The organism is Streptomyces sp. NPDC002055, assembly GCF_040296705.1.
Classification (GTDB): Bacteria; Actinomycetota; Actinomycetes; order Streptomycetales; family Streptomycetaceae; genus Streptomyces.
This window is the reverse complement of the sequence record NZ_JBEOXS010000071.1, coordinates 19486-34872: the sequence shown is the minus strand read 5'-3', so window position 1 is coordinate 34872 and position 15387 is coordinate 19486. Positions and strand designations below refer to the sequence as shown.

Below are 15387 nucleotides of genomic sequence, written 5' to 3'. Positions count from 1 at the left end.
CTTTCTTTTTTCACAATTTTTTGTTGTTTTTTTTTCGTTGTTTTCTGTTTTTTTTGTTTTTTGTGTCTTTTTTCCTAATTTTCTTGACGATACAGACAGCAAAACGACTTGTCTGTGCGCATTCACTCGATCGTGGAGGCCGGTCCGCCCCCGCCCGGTCCGCCCCCGCCCGGTCCGCCCCACCCGCGCCCCCTCCCACGCTCGGCTCCGCACTTCGGGCGATGAGGGACACTGGAGGCTTGTCCCCCGGAGACGCACGAAAGGCGCCAGGCGTGAGTGGACCCCTGATCGTCCAGAGCGACAAAACACTGCTCCTGGAAGTCGACCACGAGCAGGCCGACGCGTGCCGCCGCGCCATCGCCCCGTTCGCGGAGCTGGAGCGCGCCCCCGAGCACATCCACACCTACCGGGTGACCCCGCTCGGGCTGTGGAACGCCCGGGCCGCCGGGCACGACGCGGAGCAGGTCGTCGACGCCCTCGTCGAGTTCTCCCGCTACCCGGTGCCGCACGCCCTGCTCGTCGACGTCGCCGAGACCATGGCCCGTTACGGCCGGCTGCGGCTGCTCAAGCACCCCACCCACGGTCTCGTCCTGGAGTCCACCGACCGCCCGGTCCTGGAGGAGATCCTCCGCTCGAAGAAGATCCAGCCGCTGGTCGGGAACCGGATCGACCCGGACACCGTGGCCGTGCACCCCTCCGAGCGCGGGCAGATCAAGCAGACCCTGCTGAAGCTCGGCTGGCCCGCCGAGGACCTCGCGGGCTACGTCGACGGCGAGGCCCACCCGATCGAGCTGCACGAGGACGGCTGGGCGCTGCGGCCCTACCAGCAGCAGGCCGTCGAGGGCTTCTGGCACGGCGGCTCCGGCGTCGTGGTCCTCCCCTGCGGCGCGGGCAAGACGCTGGTCGGGGCGGGCGCGATGGCGACCGCGAAGTCGACCACGCTGATCCTGGTCACCAATACGGTCTCCGCCCGTCAGTGGAAGCACGAGCTGATGAAGCGGACGTCCCTGACCGAGGAGGAGATCGGCGAGTACAGCGGTACCCGCAAGGAGATCCGGCCGGTCACCATCGCCACGTACCAGGTCCTCACCACCAAGCGGAAGGGCGTCTACCCGCACCTGGAGCTCTTCGACTCCCGCGACTGGGGGCTGATCGTCTACGACGAGGTGCATCTGCTCCCGGCCCCGGTCTTCAAGTTCACCGCCGACCTCCAGGCCCGGCGCCGGCTCGGGCTCACCGCCACCCTCGTCCGGGAGGACGGCCGTGAGTCCGACGTCTTCTCCCTGATCGGCCCGAAGCGCTTCGACGCGCCCTGGAAGGAGATCGAGGCGCAGGGCTACATCGCTCCGGCGGACTGTGTCGAGGTGCGGGTCAATCTGACCGAGACCGAGCGCCTCGCCTACGCGACCGCCGAGACCGAGGAGAAGTACCGCTACTGCGCCACCACCGCGTCCAAGCAGCGGGTCACCGAGGCGCTGGTGGAGCGGCACCGGGGGCAGCAGACGCTGGTCATCGGGCAGTACATCGACCAGCTCGACGAGCTCGGCGAGCACCTGGGCGCCCCGGTCATCAAGGGCGAGACGACCAATGCCCAGCGCGAGAAGCTCTTCGACGCCTTCCGGCAGGGCGAGCTCGGGGTCCTCGTGGTGTCCAAGGTGGCGAACTTCTCGATCGACCTGCCCGAGGCGACGGTGGCGATCCAGGTGTCCGGCACGTTCGGCTCCCGGCAGGAGGAGGCGCAGCGCCTCGGCCGGGTGCTGCGGCCCAAGGCGGACGGCCACCGGGCCGTCTTCTACTCGGTGGTGGCCCGGGACACGATCGACCAGGACTTCGCGGCGCACCGGCAGCGGTTCCTCGCGGAGCAGGGGTACGCGTACCGGATCGTGGACGCGGACGATCTGCTGGCGTCGGACGAGGCGTAGGGCGAGGCGTAGGCGGGGCGGGTCGGCAGCGCGCGGGGTGCAAGCGGCGCGCCGACGAGGCGTAGGCGCGCGGGCCAGGGGCGTGCGCGCGGGTCAGGGGCGCAGGCGCTGCACGCGGCCTGCGAGCGCAGGGCGCGTGCGGCGCAGGGCCCGTGCCGCACCAAACGCGTGCGCCGCACAGCCCCACGGCGCACGGCCGCATGCGGCCACAGGCCGCGTGCGGCTCAGCGGCGGCGGGTCACCAGCGCCGGCTCGTCGAACTCGCCCAGGACGGTCACCCGGAACGCGGTGTCCGCATACACGCGGATCGCGCGCAGGACGTTGCCCAGCAGGTGCCGTGGGTGCGGGGGAGCCGCGATGCCGAGGGCCGTGCTGCCCCGGACGGGCGACGCGGGGACCGGAGTGAAGGATGCGGCGTTCATGTCTCCATGATGCGTTTCATCCGTTTGGAGCACATCGGTCCAGCGGCTGAGGCCGTCGGCCCCACTCCTCACTCCTCCGGCGCACCCACCGCCCTCCCAGGGGTGGAGCCACCGGGAGGCGGCCTCCCGATCCACGCCCAGCCACCACCGTCATCGGGGGCTGAGCACGCGAAATGCCTGGGAAACCAAGGCCTGCCGCCGCGCACGGACAGGACCCGCGCAGACAGGCCCCGCAGGCCGGATGTGATCGGTACCGGTGACCGAAACAAACCGTTCGACCGGCCTCGCCCCGCTCACTAAAATCGCCCGTCTGCCGCCTCCCGACCTGCCCCGAGCAGGAGCGCCTCCGCGGGCGCCCGGGGAGCCACCGTCCGGACGGCAACCGGCCGGTTTCTCTCATTCACCCGATCACCCCCGGAGGCAACGTCGTGCCCGCGCAGTCGCGCCCATCCCCCAGTCGCGCCCGCACCGAGGACGCCACGGGCCCCTCGCCGGAACCGGACGGTGACGGTCCGCTCGCCCGCGAGCGCGCCCACCTCGCCGAGTCCCGCGCCGCACTGCGCGCCATGCGCACCGATGTCGAAGCGCTCGACCTCTCCAACGTCACCGCGAACTGGGTGAACGCCACGGTCCTCCAGTCGCAGATCGACTCCCGCATCAAGGCGCTCGCGGACCACGCCCACACGCCGCTGTTCTTCGGCCGCCTCGACTATCAGCACGCGGGCGCGCAGTACGGGGACGCTCCCCGGCCCGGCCCGAGCGGGGCGGGCGCGCCCGCCCCGAGCCGCCCCGGAGACGAAGCAGCCGGCTCCGGACCGCACGGGGCCACCGGCACCGGGACGGACAGGACCACCGGCACCGGGCCCGACGGGACCACCGGCACCGGTCCGAACGGCACCACCGGCACCGACACCAGGACCGAGGAGCCCGGCGACCGCTGGTACATCGGCCGGCGCCACGTCCACGACGCGCACGGCGACCCGATGGTCGTCGACTGGCGCGCCCCCGTCTCCCAGCCGTTCTACCGGGCGTCCAAGAAGGCGCCGATGGACGTCCGGCTGCGCCGCCGCTTCGGCTACACCGGCGGCGAGCTGACGGCCTACGAGGACGAGCACCTCACCGATCCCGACGAGGCCGCGGTCGGCACTGCCAGCAAGCTGCTCCAGGCCGAGATCGAGCGCCCCCGCGTCGGCCCCATGCGGGACATCGTCGCGACGATCCAGCCCGAGCAGGACGAGATCGTCCGGTCCGGCCTCGACCGGACGGTCTGCGTCCAGGGCGGGCCCGGCACCGGGAAGACCGCGGTCGGCCTGCACCGGGTCGCGTATCTGCTCTACGCGCACCGGGAGCGGCTGGCGCGCACCGGGACCCTGGTCATCGGGCCGAACCGTTCCTTCCTCCACTACATCGAGCAAGTCCTGCCCACCCTGGGCGAACTGGAGGTCCGGCAGGCGACAGTGGACGACCTCCTGTCGCACGTCGAGGTACGGGGCGAGGACACCGCCCGCGCGGCCCGCATCAAGGGCGACGCGCGGATGGCCCAGGTGCTGCGGCGCGCGGTCCGGTCCGGGGTGACGACGCCGGCGGAGCCGGTGGTCGTGGTCCGCGGCTCGCGCCGCTGGCGCGTCCCGGCGTACGAAGTGGCGGAGATGGTGACGGAGTTGCTGGCCCGGGACATCCGGTACGGCGCCGCCCGGGAGGCGCTGCCGCAGCGGATCGCGCACGCCGTGCTGACCCGGATGGAGGCGGCGGGCGAGGCCCCGGACGACCGGGTGCAGAACGCGGTGGCCCGCTCCGCCCCCGTCAAGGCCGTGGTCAAGGAGGTGTGGCCGCCGGTGGATCCGGCGAAGCTCGTCCTCCGGCTGCTGTCCGACCCGGAGTTCCTCGCCGCGCACGCGGACGGTGTGCTCTCCGCCGACGAGCAGAAGGAGATCCTCTGGGCGAAGCCCGCCCGGGGCGTGAAGTCGGCCCGCTGGTCCCCGGCCGACGCGGTCCTCGTCGACGAGGCGTCCGACCTGGTCGAACGCACCCACTCGCTGGGGCATGTCGTCCTCGACGAGGCCCAGGACCTCTCCCCCATGCAGTACCGGGCGGTCGGCCGCCGCTGCTCGACGGGTTCGGCGACGGTGCTGGGCGACCTCGCCCAGGGCACCACCCCGTGGGCCACCGGCACCTGGACGGAGGCGCTGGGGCACCTGGGCAAGGGCGACGGCGCGCGGGTGGAGGAGCTGACGGCCGGTTTCCGGGTGCCGCGCGAGATCATCGCGTACGCCTCGCGGCTGCTGCCGCGGATCGCGCCGGAGCTCGCGGAGTCCACCTCGGTCCGGGAGGCGCCGGGCTCACTCGTCGTCCGGCCCGTGGCGAGTCCGGCGGAGCTGGACGGGACGGTCCTGGACGCGTGCCGGGAGGCGCTGAGGCGCGAGGGGTCGGTCGGTCTGATCGCGGCGGACGCCCGCCTTCCGGCCCTGACCTCCGCCCTGTCGGCCGCGGGAATCCCCCATCTGTCGCCCGGCGAGGAGACGTCGGCCGAGGTGCGGCTGACCCTGGTCCCGGCGTCGCTCGCCAAGGGGCTGGAGTACGACTACGTGGTCCTGGACGAGCCGGCCGCGGTGGTCGACGGCGAGCCGGACGAGCGCACCGGCCTGCGCCGGCTGTACGTGTCGCTGACCCGTCCGGTCTCGGGCCTCACAGTCGTCCACGCGGCACCGCTGCCCGCGGCTCTGGCGGACTGACACCGAGGGGGCGAACCGCCCCTCGCCGCCGACCGTCAGAGCGCCGCGCGCCACTCCTCCACCGCTGCCGCCGACACCGGCGCGGCCCACCCCTCCGGCCGGGCCGCGCTGCCGATGTGGAAGGCGTCGATCCCGGCGGCGCGCAGCGTAGGGAGGTGGTCGAGGCGGAGGCCGCCGCCGGCCATGATCCGGGGTTCGTACCCGGGCTCGCCGGAGCGCGCCGCCTCGGCGAGGAGGGTCGGCAGGCCGTCGTCGACGCCCGTCGGCGATCCGGCGGTGAGGAAGGTGTCCACGCCCGGCAGCGCGGCGATCTGTGTGCGCAGCGCATGCCGGTCGGCTGCCCGGTCGATCGCCCGGTGGAAGGTCCACGGGCAGCCGTCGATGACGGCCATCAGCATTTCGACGGCCACCAGGTCCGGGTGGCCCTCGTGGTCCAGGAACCCGAGGACGAACGCGTCGGCCCCTTCCGCCCGCAGCTCCGCCGCCGTGCCGCACAGCCGACGGATGTCCGTGACGCCGAACCCGGCCTGCGGGCGGAGCATCACCCGCAGCGGGAGGTCGACCGCGGCCCGGATCTCCGCGAACGCCTCCCGGGACGGGGTGAGCCCGTCGGACGCCATATCGGTGACCACTTCGAGCCGGTCCGCGCCCCCGGAGCGCGCGGCGACCGCGTCCTCGGCGGTGAGGGCGATGACCTCGAGAATTGGTCTAGACATATGTCCAAGGTTGCCACAGGAGAACCGCCGCCGGAAGCAGCCGCGCACGGCTGGGGCGGGGCCTCGCCGTCCATGGCCGGGACAGAACACAGCGCCCGGCCGGGACGGACCACAGCACCTGCCCGGGGACGGACCGCAACGCCTGCCCGGACGGACCACGGCACAGCAGGGCAGGGCAGGGAGGCCCCGTCCGGCACCCGTGGCCCACAATTGATCCATGGCCTCCACCGCCGTTCACGACATACTCCTCGCCCGCTGGTCCGAGCTGTTGCGCAGGTGCCAGGAGGACGCGTCCCCGGACCCCGCCGCCTACGGTGAGAACCTGCTCGGCCGCTGGGCGGAGCCGCAGCGCCGCTATCACACCACCGACCACCTGCTGGCGGTCCTCGACCGCGTCGAGGAGTTGGTCCACCACTGTGCCGACCCCGACGCGGTACGGCTCGCGGCCTGGTTCCACGACGCGGTCTACCGCCCGGACCGCTCGGAGAACGAGGAGCGCAGCGCACAGCTCGCCGAACGCGCCCTGCCCGAGGCCGGGGTGTCCGCCGCGCGGACCGCCGAAGTCGCCCGCCTCGTCCGCCTCACCGTCACGCACGACCCGGCGCCCGGGGACACCGACGGGGAGGTGCTGTGCGACGCGGACCTGGCCGTACTCGCCGGGCCCCCGCAGGCGTACGCGGCGTACGCGGCGGCCGTCCGCCAGGAGTACGGGTTCGTCCCGCACGAAGCGTTCCGCGAGGGCCGGGCCGCCGTGCTGCGCCAACTGCTCGACCTGCCCCGGCTGTTCCGCACGGAGGCCGGACACGACCGCTGGGAGCGGACGGCGCGCCACAACATGGCCACCGAGCTGGAACTCCTCACCTCCACCTGACGGGGGCGCAGGGCCGGGGCCGGCGCGATGAGCGCCGAACCCGGCCCGGCCTCCGCCCGGCCGCCCCATCCGCCCGTGCCGTCCGCCCCGCTGCGCCCCGTCCCGTCCCGTCCCGTCCCGTAAAACAGTGGTCGGGTCCGGTCACGCATGGCACAGTCACCGTCGTGACCCTGCTGGATCTGCTCGTCGACTTCGCGCGCACCGGCCGCCTCGGGCCGCTGCACTGCGGCATGCCGCTCGCCGAGGCCGAGGAGTTGCTGGGCCCGGGCCACCCGCACCCGGCCATCCGCATGAAGGGGCCCGACATCGACGGCTACCCCTACACCTGGGGCGGCCTGAGCCTGGATGTCACCCGGCGTGCCGTCAGCTCGATCGGCCTCTTCTTCTGTCCGGGCTCCACGATCGAAATCCCCGCACCCGTCCTGCCCGCCGCCGGGCCGGTCGCGGCGACCGTGGCCCGCGAGGAGCTGATCGCCGCCTTCGACGCGGCGGGCTGCCGTCACGCCGTGCGCGGCGTCCTGACCTTCGGCCGTCAGTCGTGCGTCGTCACCCAACCCGCGGAGGTCTCCTCGGTCTTCGTACTTCCCGGTCGGAACGATCCGGTGCCGGACCGCGAGCGGCACTACCTGCGAGCCATGAACACCCACCGGATTCCCACGGAACCGGTCGATGCAGCGCTTGGATGAAGCGATGACCCTGCATTCCGATGTGGCCGAGTTGCTGGCGGAGGCCGGCATCCTCGACGTGGACGTCGACGAAGCCGTCGCGGACGAGCACGTCCGATCGTCCGCATACCAACGCGTCGTCTCGGTAACCACTTCCTCGCGGAGCCGCGACCGAGACCGCGCGACAGTGGCCACGATCCTGCGCGACCCCATGGAGATGGTGTCCAAGACGGCGGTGGTCCACCTCGTGGACAGGGTGGCGATGAAGATGACCGGTCCTGCCGAGTTCCGGCAGTGGTCGGCCGAACTGCTGCCGGAGATCGACCAGTTCAAGACGGAGGGCTACCGCGAGTTCATTCGCCGCCGCATCCATGACTGGCTGTTCCACCTGTCCGTCAAGGACGGCCATGTGCCGACGTCGGCCGAGTTGGCGAAGGTCACGTACTGGATGCAGCGCTTCCTCGCCACGGAGTCGACGTCGCCGACGGTACTCGCCCTGCTCGCCGAGTCAGGCAACAGCAAGAAGATACGAAATATCGCGAAGAACCGAGCCGGAAGCCGCAAGCTGAGAACGCGATGAGTCGGTAGTGGCCAGGCACGCCGACTGCATCAGCCACAAGAACGGCGTCATGCCCGACGATCATGCAGGAGAACACGTCCGGGGACAGCGGTCACGCCAGGGGGAGACATGACAACGGAGAACGAGCGACGGCCACTGTCCACCCGGGCAAAGGTCGCCGCCGCGGCGGGAGTTCTGGCCTCGCTGGCGCTCCTGGGCTGGCTACGCGACCAAGCCGCAGCGGCAGCCCTGGTGGTTCGCGGAGACCGTCTGGGCGGACATCTGTCGACCGCAGACCTCGACGCGCTCCTTCCGGCCGAGGCACGGCTGCACGGATCTCGAACCGCCCGGGAGGACCATCCACCCGGCGCGCTGACGCTGCCCGCCATTCGGCGGCAGGCCGTCCACGGCGCCCGGGAACGCCGGGCACCGGCTCCCACTCGCCCGGTGCACCCCGGTCCACCCCGTCCGGCGCGCGCCCGGAAGCGGAACCCGTCGGCTCAGCTCCGCTCCGCGCTCTTCCGCCGCCGCAGCCCCGCCTCCGTCAGCCGCCGCACCAGCTCCTTGCTCCCGACCTCGATCGCCCCCGCCCCGACCGCGTCCGCGTAGCGGTGGCTCGGGACGTCGTAGTGGTCGCGCTCGAACGCCCGCTCCGGCGCGCCGATCCGGGCCGCGAAGGCGTGCAGCTCCTCGTAGGAGACGTCACTGACCAGGTGCGACCACATCCGGCCGTGTCCCGGCCAGGTCGGCGGGTCGATGTAGACCGCCACGGTTCAGCGCCTCAGGGCGGTGTCCAGCCGCCCCACGGCGGCGACGACCACGCCCGCCTTGCCGCAGACCCAGTGCGGGTCGACGCCGAGGGCGGGTTCGATGTCCAGCGCGTGCGGGTCGCCGCCCTCGGTGCACACCGGGCAGAGCGGCCACCGCCCGTACCGTTCGAGCAGCGCGTCCTGGACGTCCTGGGCGATGAGTCCCACCACGTAGGCCACGCCGTCGGGCCACTGCTCGACCCACCACCTCCGGTGCACCACCGAGTCCTCGACGAGGGAGACGACATCGGCCTGGGCCACACCCCCCGCGGTGAGATCGGCGATGACGAGGGCGCGCGCGGCGTGCAGGGCGGACTCCAGCTCCATGGGGCCATTGTCACGCCCCTGGACACGAGGGGTTGACTGCACCCCAGGCTGAAAATACCTTCCAATAGTGAGCAGCAATGTGAAGGAAACTTTCAGGAACAGTGCAGCCGACAGGAACGGCGGAGTCGGCACGCCGCGGACCGCCGCCGAGCACAGTGCCGCCGAGCACCGTACGGCCGACCCGTCCCCCGCATCCGGACCGCAGCGCCCGTCCGCCCCACACAGCGTGCCCCGCACCCCCGCCCCGCCGGCGCCCGCGGCCCTCGCCGCCAAGGTCCGGACCCTCGGGCCGTCGATGACCCGCTCCATGCAGCGGGTCGCCGAGACCGTGGCCGACGACCCGGCCGGCTGCGCGGCGCTCACCGTCACCGCCCTCGCGGAGCGCACCGGCACCAGCGAGGCGACCGTGGTGCGGACCGCCCGCAGCCTCGGCTACCCCGGCTACCGCGATCTGCGGCTGGCGCTGGCCGGGCTCGCCGCCCAGCAGCAGTCCGGTGCCGCGCCCGCCGTCACCGCCGACATAGCGGTCGACGACCCGATCTCCTCCGTGGTCGACAAGCTCGCCCAGGAGGAGCGGCAGTGTCTCGCCGACACCGCCGCCGGACTCGACACCACCCAGCTGGAGGCGGCCGTCGCCGCGCTCTCCGGCGCGCGCCGCATCGACGTCTACGGCATAGGCGCCTCCAACCTGGTGGCGCAGGACCTGGCGCAGAAGCTGCTGCGCATCGGCCTCATAGCCCACGCGCACGCCGACCCGCACCTGGCCGTCACCAACGCCGTGCAGCTGCGCACCGGTGACGTCGCCATCGCCATCACCCACTCCGGCGGCACCACCGACGTCATCGAGCCGCTGCGGGTCGCGTTCGACCACGGCGCCACGACCGTCGCGATCACGGGCCGTCCGGACGCGGCGGTGGCGCAGTACGCGGACCACGTCCTCACCACGTCCACCGCCCGCGAGAGCGAGCTGCGGCCCGCGGCGATGTCCAGCCGGACGAGCCAGCTGCTGGTCGTGGACTGCCTGTTCGTGGGGGTCGCCCAGCGGACGTACGAGTCGGCGGCGCCCGCCCTGTCCGCCTCCTACGAGGCCTTGGCCCACCGCCACAACCCCAAACACCCGTGAATCACTCTCACTTCCGGGAGAGAGCCACCCCATGACCTCGACCGCCGACTCCGCCCGGCTCAGAGCCGAGCTGGACAGCCTGACCACCGAGGCGTTCCGCAGCGAACTGGCCGACATCGACCGGCTGCCCACCCTCGACATCGCGAAGATCATGAACGGTGAGGACGCCACCGTCCCGGCCGCCGTCGCCGACCAGCTCCCCCGGATCGCCGCCGCGATCGACGCCGTCGCCGCCCGGATGGCCCAGGGCGGACGGCTGATCTACGCGGGCGCGGGCACCGCCGGACGGCTCGGGGTGCTCGACGCGAGCGAGTGCCCGCCGACGTTCAACACCGCTCCCACCCAGGTGCTCGGGCTGATCGCGGGCGGCCCGGCCGCCCTGGTCACCTCCTCGGAGGGCGCGGAGGACGACGCGGAGCTGGCGGCAACCGACCTGGACTCCCTCGCGCTGGACCGGCGGGACACGGTCGTCGGCGTCTCCGCCTCCGGCCGCACCCCGTACGCCGTCGGCGCCGTCGGCTACGCCCGCTCCTGCGGCGCGCTGACGGTCGGGCTGGCCTGCAACACCGGTTCACCGCTCGCCGACGCGGCGGACCACCCCATCGAGGTCGTCGTCGGCCCGGAGCTGGTGACCGGTTCGACGCGGCTCAAGGCCGGCACGGCGCAGAAGCTCGTGCTCAACATGATCTCGACGATCACCATGATCCGGCTGGGCAAGACCTACGGGAACCTGATGGTCGACGTCCGGGCCTCCAACGAGAAGCTGCGCGCCCGGTCCCGCCGGATCGTTTCGCTGGCCACCGGCGCGACCGAGGCGGAGATCGAGGCGGCACTCACGGCGACCGACGGCGAGGTCAAGAACGCCATCCTCACCCTCCTCGGCGGCGTGGACGGCCCGGCCGCGGCCCGGCTCCTCCGGGAGGCCGACGGCCACCTCCGGACGGCCCTGCACGCGGCCCGGGGAACGGAGTGACCCCGGCCCGGGGCTCGCACCACCGGTCACGGGCCCCGCACCACCGGCCCGGGGCCGGCCACCGGGCCGGAGCCCGTCCGGCACCCCGGACCCGCCACGCCCCGAACGCCCGAACACCCAACCGCCCAACCGCCTGACCGCCTGACCCGCGGCCACCCGGCCGCGTGACAGCGGTGGACCGCCCTCCCGGGCTCCCGCCTTCCCCCACCTGGCCCCTCCCGGATGCGACGGCCCGTCACACCCCGACGGCCCGCCACACCCGCCACACCCGCCCCACCGGCTCCACCACCCGCTCCATCACCGGCCCCCTCACCGCACCCACGGACACGTCACCACCCGTCGCACGGCACCCGCCCCGACCGCCGTGGACACCCAACCCCCCGCGAACCCACCCTTCCTGCCCGGCACTGCCCCCACAGCACTGCCCCGCACAGCAAGGCACCCACATGGCACCAGACCCGGACCAGTACCGCGCCACCGCCGCCGCGATCCTTCCGCTCGTCGGCGGTGCCCGGAACGTCACCTCCGTCGCCCACTGCATGACCCGGCTCCGCCTCGGGCTGGCCGACCGCACCCTCGTCGACGACGAAGCCCTCAGAGCCCTCCCCGGCGTCCTGGGCGTCGTCGAGGACGACACGTACCAGATCGTGCTCGGCCCGGGTGTGGTCGCCCGGGTGACACCGGTGTTCGAACAGTTCGTCGAAACCGGGCGGAACGCCGACGCCGTACGCACCGCCTGGACCGGCCAGGGCGGCGACCCCGAGGACCCGCGGCCCGCCGCCCCGGGGCACGGCCCGGTCACCGCCGGGGAACTCGCCGACCGGGGCGCCGCGATGCGCGCGGACCGCAAACAGCGCAACGCCACCCCGGTCAAGCTGTTCCTGCGGCGCATCGCCAACATCTTCGTCCCGCTGATCCCCGCCCTCATCGGCTGCGGCATCGTCGCGGGCATCAACGGCCTGCTGACCAACCTCGTCAGCACCGGCCACGCCGCCTGGGCCACCTCGCTCGTGCCCGCGCTCGCCGTCATCGCCTCCGGCTTCATGTCGCTGATCGCGGTCTTCGTCGGCCTCAACACGGCCAAGGAGTTCGGCGGCACCCCGATCCTCGGCGGCGCCGTCGCCGCGATCATCGTCTTCCCGGGCGTGGAGAACGTCAGCGCCTTCGGCCAGAAGCTGGCCCCCGGTCAGGGCGGCGTCCTGGGCGCCCTGGGCGCGGCGCTGCTCGCCGTCCAGGTGGAGAAGTGGTGCCGCCGCTGGGTGCCCGGCACGCTGGACGTGCTGATCACCCCGACCGTCACCGTCCTGGTCTCCGGCCTCGTCACCCTCTTCGGACTGATGTACCTGGCGGGCGAGGTGTCGACGGCGATCGGCTCCTTCGCCGGCTGGCTGCTGGGCGCGGGCGGCGGCGTCGCCGGGTTCGTCCTCGGCGGCCTCTTCCTGCCCCTGGTCATGCTCGGCCTGCACCAGGCGCTGATCCCGATCCACACGACCCTGATCCAGGAGCAGGGCTACACCGTGCTGCTCCCGGTCCTCGCCATGGCGGGCGCGGGCCAGGTCGGCGCCGCGGCCGCGGTCTACCTGCGGCTCCGCCGCAACACCTCGATCCGCACCACCATCCGCTCCGCCCTCCCCGCGGGCCTCCTCGGCGTGGGCGAGCCCCTGATCTACGGCGTCTCGCTGCCGCTCGGCCGCCCCTTCATCACCGCCTGCGTGGGCGGCGCGTTCGGCGGCGCCTTCGTCGGCGCGCTCAACCAGCTCGGCAACACGGTCGGCTCGACCGCCATCGGCCCCTCCGGCTGGGCCCTCTTCCCGCTCCTGGACGGCAACGGAGGCGCCGTGACAACCGTGGCCATCTACGCGGGCGGGCTGCTCGTCGGCTATCTCGCCGGTTTCCTGATCACCTACTTCTTCGGCTTCAGCACCCAGATGCTGGACGAACTGAACGCCGACCCGGCGCAGACGAAGCACCCCGTCACCACAGGCGGCCCGGCCGCCCCGTCGCCCACCCGCACCCCGCCCCCGGCCGACGACGACGTCCAGCGCCTGCCCACCTGAACCGACACCGCTGCCCCGGGGCCTGGTGGGCTGAGACGTGACGGGCTGGGGCGTGGTGGGCTGGGACGGGACGGGCAGAGACCTGGTGGTCTGGGACCGCCGCACCGTGACCGCCGCACCGTGATCGCCGCACCGTGACGGCCCGCGCCTCAGCCCTGCGGGCCCCGGGGCCCGTTCTCCATCCACGCCCGCCACGGACGGGTGATCAGTTCCCGATAGCTGCAGTGCGACGGATGCCGCCCCGCGTGCCGCAGCGACCAGTCCTGGGCGTCGGTGACCTCCTCACCCGTCACCGACCGCTCGCCGCACACCACGCACTCCATCGCGAACGTGAACGGCTCGGCGTCCGGTTCACGGTCGGGGGCCAGCGTCCACCGCTCCCGCCGGATCACGGTGTGGGCGCTCATGGGAGCCTGCTCTCACGGTTCAGCTCGGTGACCCGCGCCCGCAGCATGTCCGTGGGCCCCGCGGGCCGCAGCTCCTCGGGCGGACAGTCCCACTCCAGCCCGCCCCCGGGCGGCCTGAGCTGCACATACGGACCCTCGTGCCCCATGACCCGTCCGATCCGGTCCTCGCGCACGTCCACGACGTACGCGCCGGGTTCCGGGATCATGACCGCTGCTCCCGCAGTGCGGCCACCAGCTGCCGGGCCGTGGCGAGGTTGCAGCGCCCCAGGTCCACCAGCGGCGGAACGTCCTGCGCGGCCCACGACACCGGGTCGACCCGCAGCGACGGCAGGACGACGCCCGCCTCACCCAGTTCGGCCCGCAGCTCTCCCAGCGTCTCTTCCACCACGTGTACGCCCTCGGTCGCCGCACGCGGTTCTTCGTCTGCCGTCATCGATTCCCCTTCCACGCTGAGTATTGGTGTTCTCCACACAGCGTGTTCATGCACGATTAGCCTGAACAGGGGTGAAAGCCCAACAAGTCCCTGTGCTTGACGAGGAGTCGAGTCATCATGCCCCCACGGAAGAAGCTGGATCCGTCCTCCTCCCCCCGCGCTCTTCTCGGCGCCGAGCTGCGCCACAAGCGCGAAGAGGCCGGTCTCACCCAGGATGAGCTGGGCAGACCGTTGTTCGTGAGCGGCTCGTTCATCGGCCAGCTCGAAGCCGGGACCCGCCGCATGCACGCCGAGTACGCCCGGCAGATAGACGACATCCTGAAGACGGACGGCTTCTTCGAACGAAACTGCGAGGCCGCCACGAAATCCCGCTACCCCGACCACTTCGCCGAGGCGGCGGAGGCAGAAGCGGTGGCGCAGACCATCAAGGAATACGCGCCCCTGCTCGTGCCGGGGCTGTTGCAGACGGAGGCTTACGCGCGGGCGGTTTTCCGCGCATTTCAGCCGACGGCGACGGAGGAAGTGATCGAGGAGCGTGTCGCAGCGCGACTCGAACGAGCCCGACTTCTCGACGACCCAACAACGCCCTTGTTGTGGGCCGTGCTGGACGAGGCCGTGCTGAGGAGGACGGTCGGCAGCCACACAGTCATGACCGCTCAGCTGCGGCACATCGCCGAACTGACGCACCGGCATCGGATCATCGTGCAGGTGCTGCCTTTCGCGGAGGGCGCGCACGCGGCACTGGGAGGTTCACTCAAGCTCATGACCTTCACGGACGCCCCTCCACTTGCGTACCTCCAGGGCCTCGGCACAGGGGAGCTGATGGACGATCCGTCGTCAGTGGCGCAGTACCACCACTCCTACGATCTCGTCAGGGCAGGGGCCCTGTCGCCGGAGGCATCTCTGGCTCTGCTCGAAGCGGTGGCGGATGATGACGAGCATGAGCATTGACCTGAGCGTTGCGCAGTGGCGCAAGTCCTCCTACAGCGACGGCAGCGGTGGAGACTGCATTGAGGTCGCCGAGGCATTCCCCGGTGCCGCCCAGTGGCGCAAGTCCAGCCACAGCGGGGGCAGCGGCGGAAACTGCATCGAAGTCGCTGAAGCATTCCCCGGTGCCGCCCAGTGGCGCAAGTCCAGCCACAGCGGGGCCAGCGGCGGGGACTGCGTCGAGGTGGCCGACGGCGTCACCGGCATCGTCCCCGTCCGGGATTCCAAGGACCCGGATGGCCCGGCGCTCGTGTTCCGGGCCGACGCCTGGACCTCGTTCGTCCGAGCCGTGAAGGACGGGGAACTCCCCACCTGAGCCCCGGGCTTCGGACTTCGAGCCACGGAGTCCGAGCCCTCTTCCAGTGGAACGGGAGGGTGGACTAC

General features: G+C 72.3%; 17 protein-coding genes. 10 read left to right on the top strand and 7 right to left on the bottom strand.

The genetic code is table 11. The features are described from left to right. The first annotated feature begins 272 nt into the window (after nt 1-272). Nucleotides 273-1922, top strand: a complete 1650-nt coding sequence (locus ABT112_RS30225; protein WP_351514965.1) for a DNA repair helicase XPB — start codon at nt 273-275, stop codon at nt 1920-1922. A 224-nt stretch (nt 1923-2146) separates the two neighbouring features. Here ABT112_RS30225 and ABT112_RS30220 read toward each other — a convergent pair whose 3' ends face one another. Then, complete coding sequence (locus ABT112_RS30220; protein WP_351514964.1) at nt 2147-2344, bottom strand: hypothetical protein; 198 nt, start codon at nt 2342-2344, stop codon at nt 2147-2149. A 428-nt stretch (nt 2345-2772) separates the two neighbouring features. On the opposite strand from ABT112_RS30220, the gene ABT112_RS30215 reads away from it, so the two are divergent. Further along, complete coding sequence (locus tag ABT112_RS30215) at nt 2773-5076, top strand: HelD family protein (protein WP_502975488.1); 2304 nt, start codon at nt 2773-2775, stop codon at nt 5074-5076. A gap of 35 nt (nt 5077-5111) precedes the next feature. Here the strand turns inward: ABT112_RS30215 and ABT112_RS30210 are convergent, their stop codons facing one another. Continuing rightward, on the bottom strand, nt 5112-5792 hold the full coding sequence (locus ABT112_RS30210) for a copper homeostasis protein CutC (RefSeq protein WP_351514963.1): 681 nt from the start codon (nt 5790-5792) through the stop codon (nt 5112-5114). A gap of 217 nt (nt 5793-6009) precedes the next feature. Here ABT112_RS30210 and ABT112_RS30205 point away from each other — a divergent pair, with 217 nt between their 5' ends. The 3 genes from ABT112_RS30205 (at nt 6010) to ABT112_RS30195 (ending at nt 7908) form a co-directional block, all read left to right on the top strand. Further along, nucleotides 6010-6663: an HD domain-containing protein gene (locus ABT112_RS30205; protein ID WP_351514962.1), complete on the top strand. Its 654-nt coding sequence runs from the start codon at nt 6010-6012 to the stop codon at nt 6661-6663. A gap of 164 nt (nt 6664-6827) precedes the next feature. Continuing rightward, a complete protein-coding gene (locus ABT112_RS30200; protein WP_351514961.1) occupies nt 6828-7349 on the top strand; it encodes a hypothetical protein in 522 nt (173 codons plus the stop codon). A gap of 4 nt (nt 7350-7353) precedes the next feature. Beyond that, a complete protein-coding gene (locus tag ABT112_RS30195; protein ID WP_351514960.1) occupies nt 7354-7908 on the top strand; it encodes a hypothetical protein in 555 nt (184 codons plus the stop codon). Between the two features lie 479 nt (nt 7909-8387). Here ABT112_RS30195 and ABT112_RS30190 read toward each other — a convergent pair whose 3' ends face one another. Beyond that, complete coding sequence (locus ABT112_RS30190; protein ID WP_351514959.1) at nt 8388-8657, bottom strand: DUF4031 domain-containing protein; 270 nt, start codon at nt 8655-8657, stop codon at nt 8388-8390. Between the two features lie 3 nt (nt 8658-8660). Then, entirely contained in the window at nt 8661-9023 is a 363-nt protein-coding gene (locus tag ABT112_RS30185; protein ID WP_351514958.1) for a DUF8819 family protein, read from the bottom strand. A gap of 226 nt (nt 9024-9249) precedes the next feature. On the opposite strand from ABT112_RS30185, the gene ABT112_RS30180 reads away from it, so the two are divergent. The 3 genes from ABT112_RS30180 to ABT112_RS30170 all read left to right on the top strand — a co-directional run bounded on the left by ABT112_RS30180 (nt 9250) and on the right by ABT112_RS30170 (nt 13176). Continuing rightward, nucleotides 9250-10146, top strand: coding sequence for a MurR/RpiR family transcriptional regulator (locus ABT112_RS30180; protein ID WP_351514968.1), 897 nt, complete (start codon nt 9250-9252; stop codon nt 10144-10146). A gap of 31 nt (nt 10147-10177) precedes the next feature. Continuing rightward, entirely contained in the window at nt 10178-11119 is a 942-nt protein-coding gene (gene murQ, locus ABT112_RS30175; protein WP_351514957.1) for an N-acetylmuramic acid 6-phosphate etherase, read from the top strand. A 446-nt stretch (nt 11120-11565) separates the two neighbouring features. Beyond that, nucleotides 11566-13176: a PTS transporter subunit EIIC gene (locus ABT112_RS30170; RefSeq protein WP_351514956.1), complete on the top strand. Its 1611-nt coding sequence runs from the start codon at nt 11566-11568 to the stop codon at nt 13174-13176. A 149-nt stretch (nt 13177-13325) separates the two neighbouring features. On the opposite strand, the gene ABT112_RS30165 is transcribed toward ABT112_RS30170, so the two are convergent. From ABT112_RS30165 to ABT112_RS30155, 3 genes are read right to left on the bottom strand one after another with little or no spacing between them, the layout of a single operon-like run. Next, a complete protein-coding gene (locus ABT112_RS30165; protein WP_351514955.1) occupies nt 13326-13583 on the bottom strand; it encodes a DUF7848 domain-containing protein in 258 nt (85 codons plus the stop codon). Further along, nucleotides 13580-13789 carry a hypothetical protein gene (locus tag ABT112_RS30160; RefSeq protein WP_351514954.1) on the bottom strand — a complete coding sequence of 70 codons (210 nt, stop codon included), beginning with the start codon at nt 13787-13789 and terminating at the stop codon, nt 13580-13582. Before ABT112_RS30160 ends, ABT112_RS30165 begins: the two co-directional genes overlap by 4 nt. After that, nucleotides 13786-14016 (bottom strand): hypothetical protein, encoded by a 231-nt coding sequence (locus ABT112_RS30155; protein WP_351514953.1) that lies wholly within the window; start codon nt 14014-14016, stop codon nt 13786-13788. The genes ABT112_RS30160 and ABT112_RS30155 overlap by 4 nt, the downstream gene beginning before the upstream one ends. Nucleotides 14017-14133: 117 nt before the next feature. Here ABT112_RS30155 and ABT112_RS30150 point away from each other — a divergent pair, with 117 nt between their 5' ends. Together ABT112_RS30150 and ABT112_RS30145 are read left to right on the top strand one after the other, a co-directional pair. Beyond that, on the top strand, nt 14134-14967 hold the full coding sequence (locus tag ABT112_RS30150) for a helix-turn-helix domain-containing protein (protein ID WP_351514952.1): 834 nt from the start codon (nt 14134-14136) through the stop codon (nt 14965-14967). Continuing rightward, the gene (locus ABT112_RS30145) at nt 14957-15319 is read left to right on the top strand and encodes a DUF397 domain-containing protein (RefSeq protein ID WP_351514951.1); all 363 of its coding nucleotides are present in this window, start codon (nt 14957-14959) and stop codon (nt 15317-15319) included. Before ABT112_RS30150 ends, ABT112_RS30145 begins: the two co-directional genes overlap by 11 nt. The last annotated feature ends 68 nt before the right edge of the window (nt 15320-15387 follow it).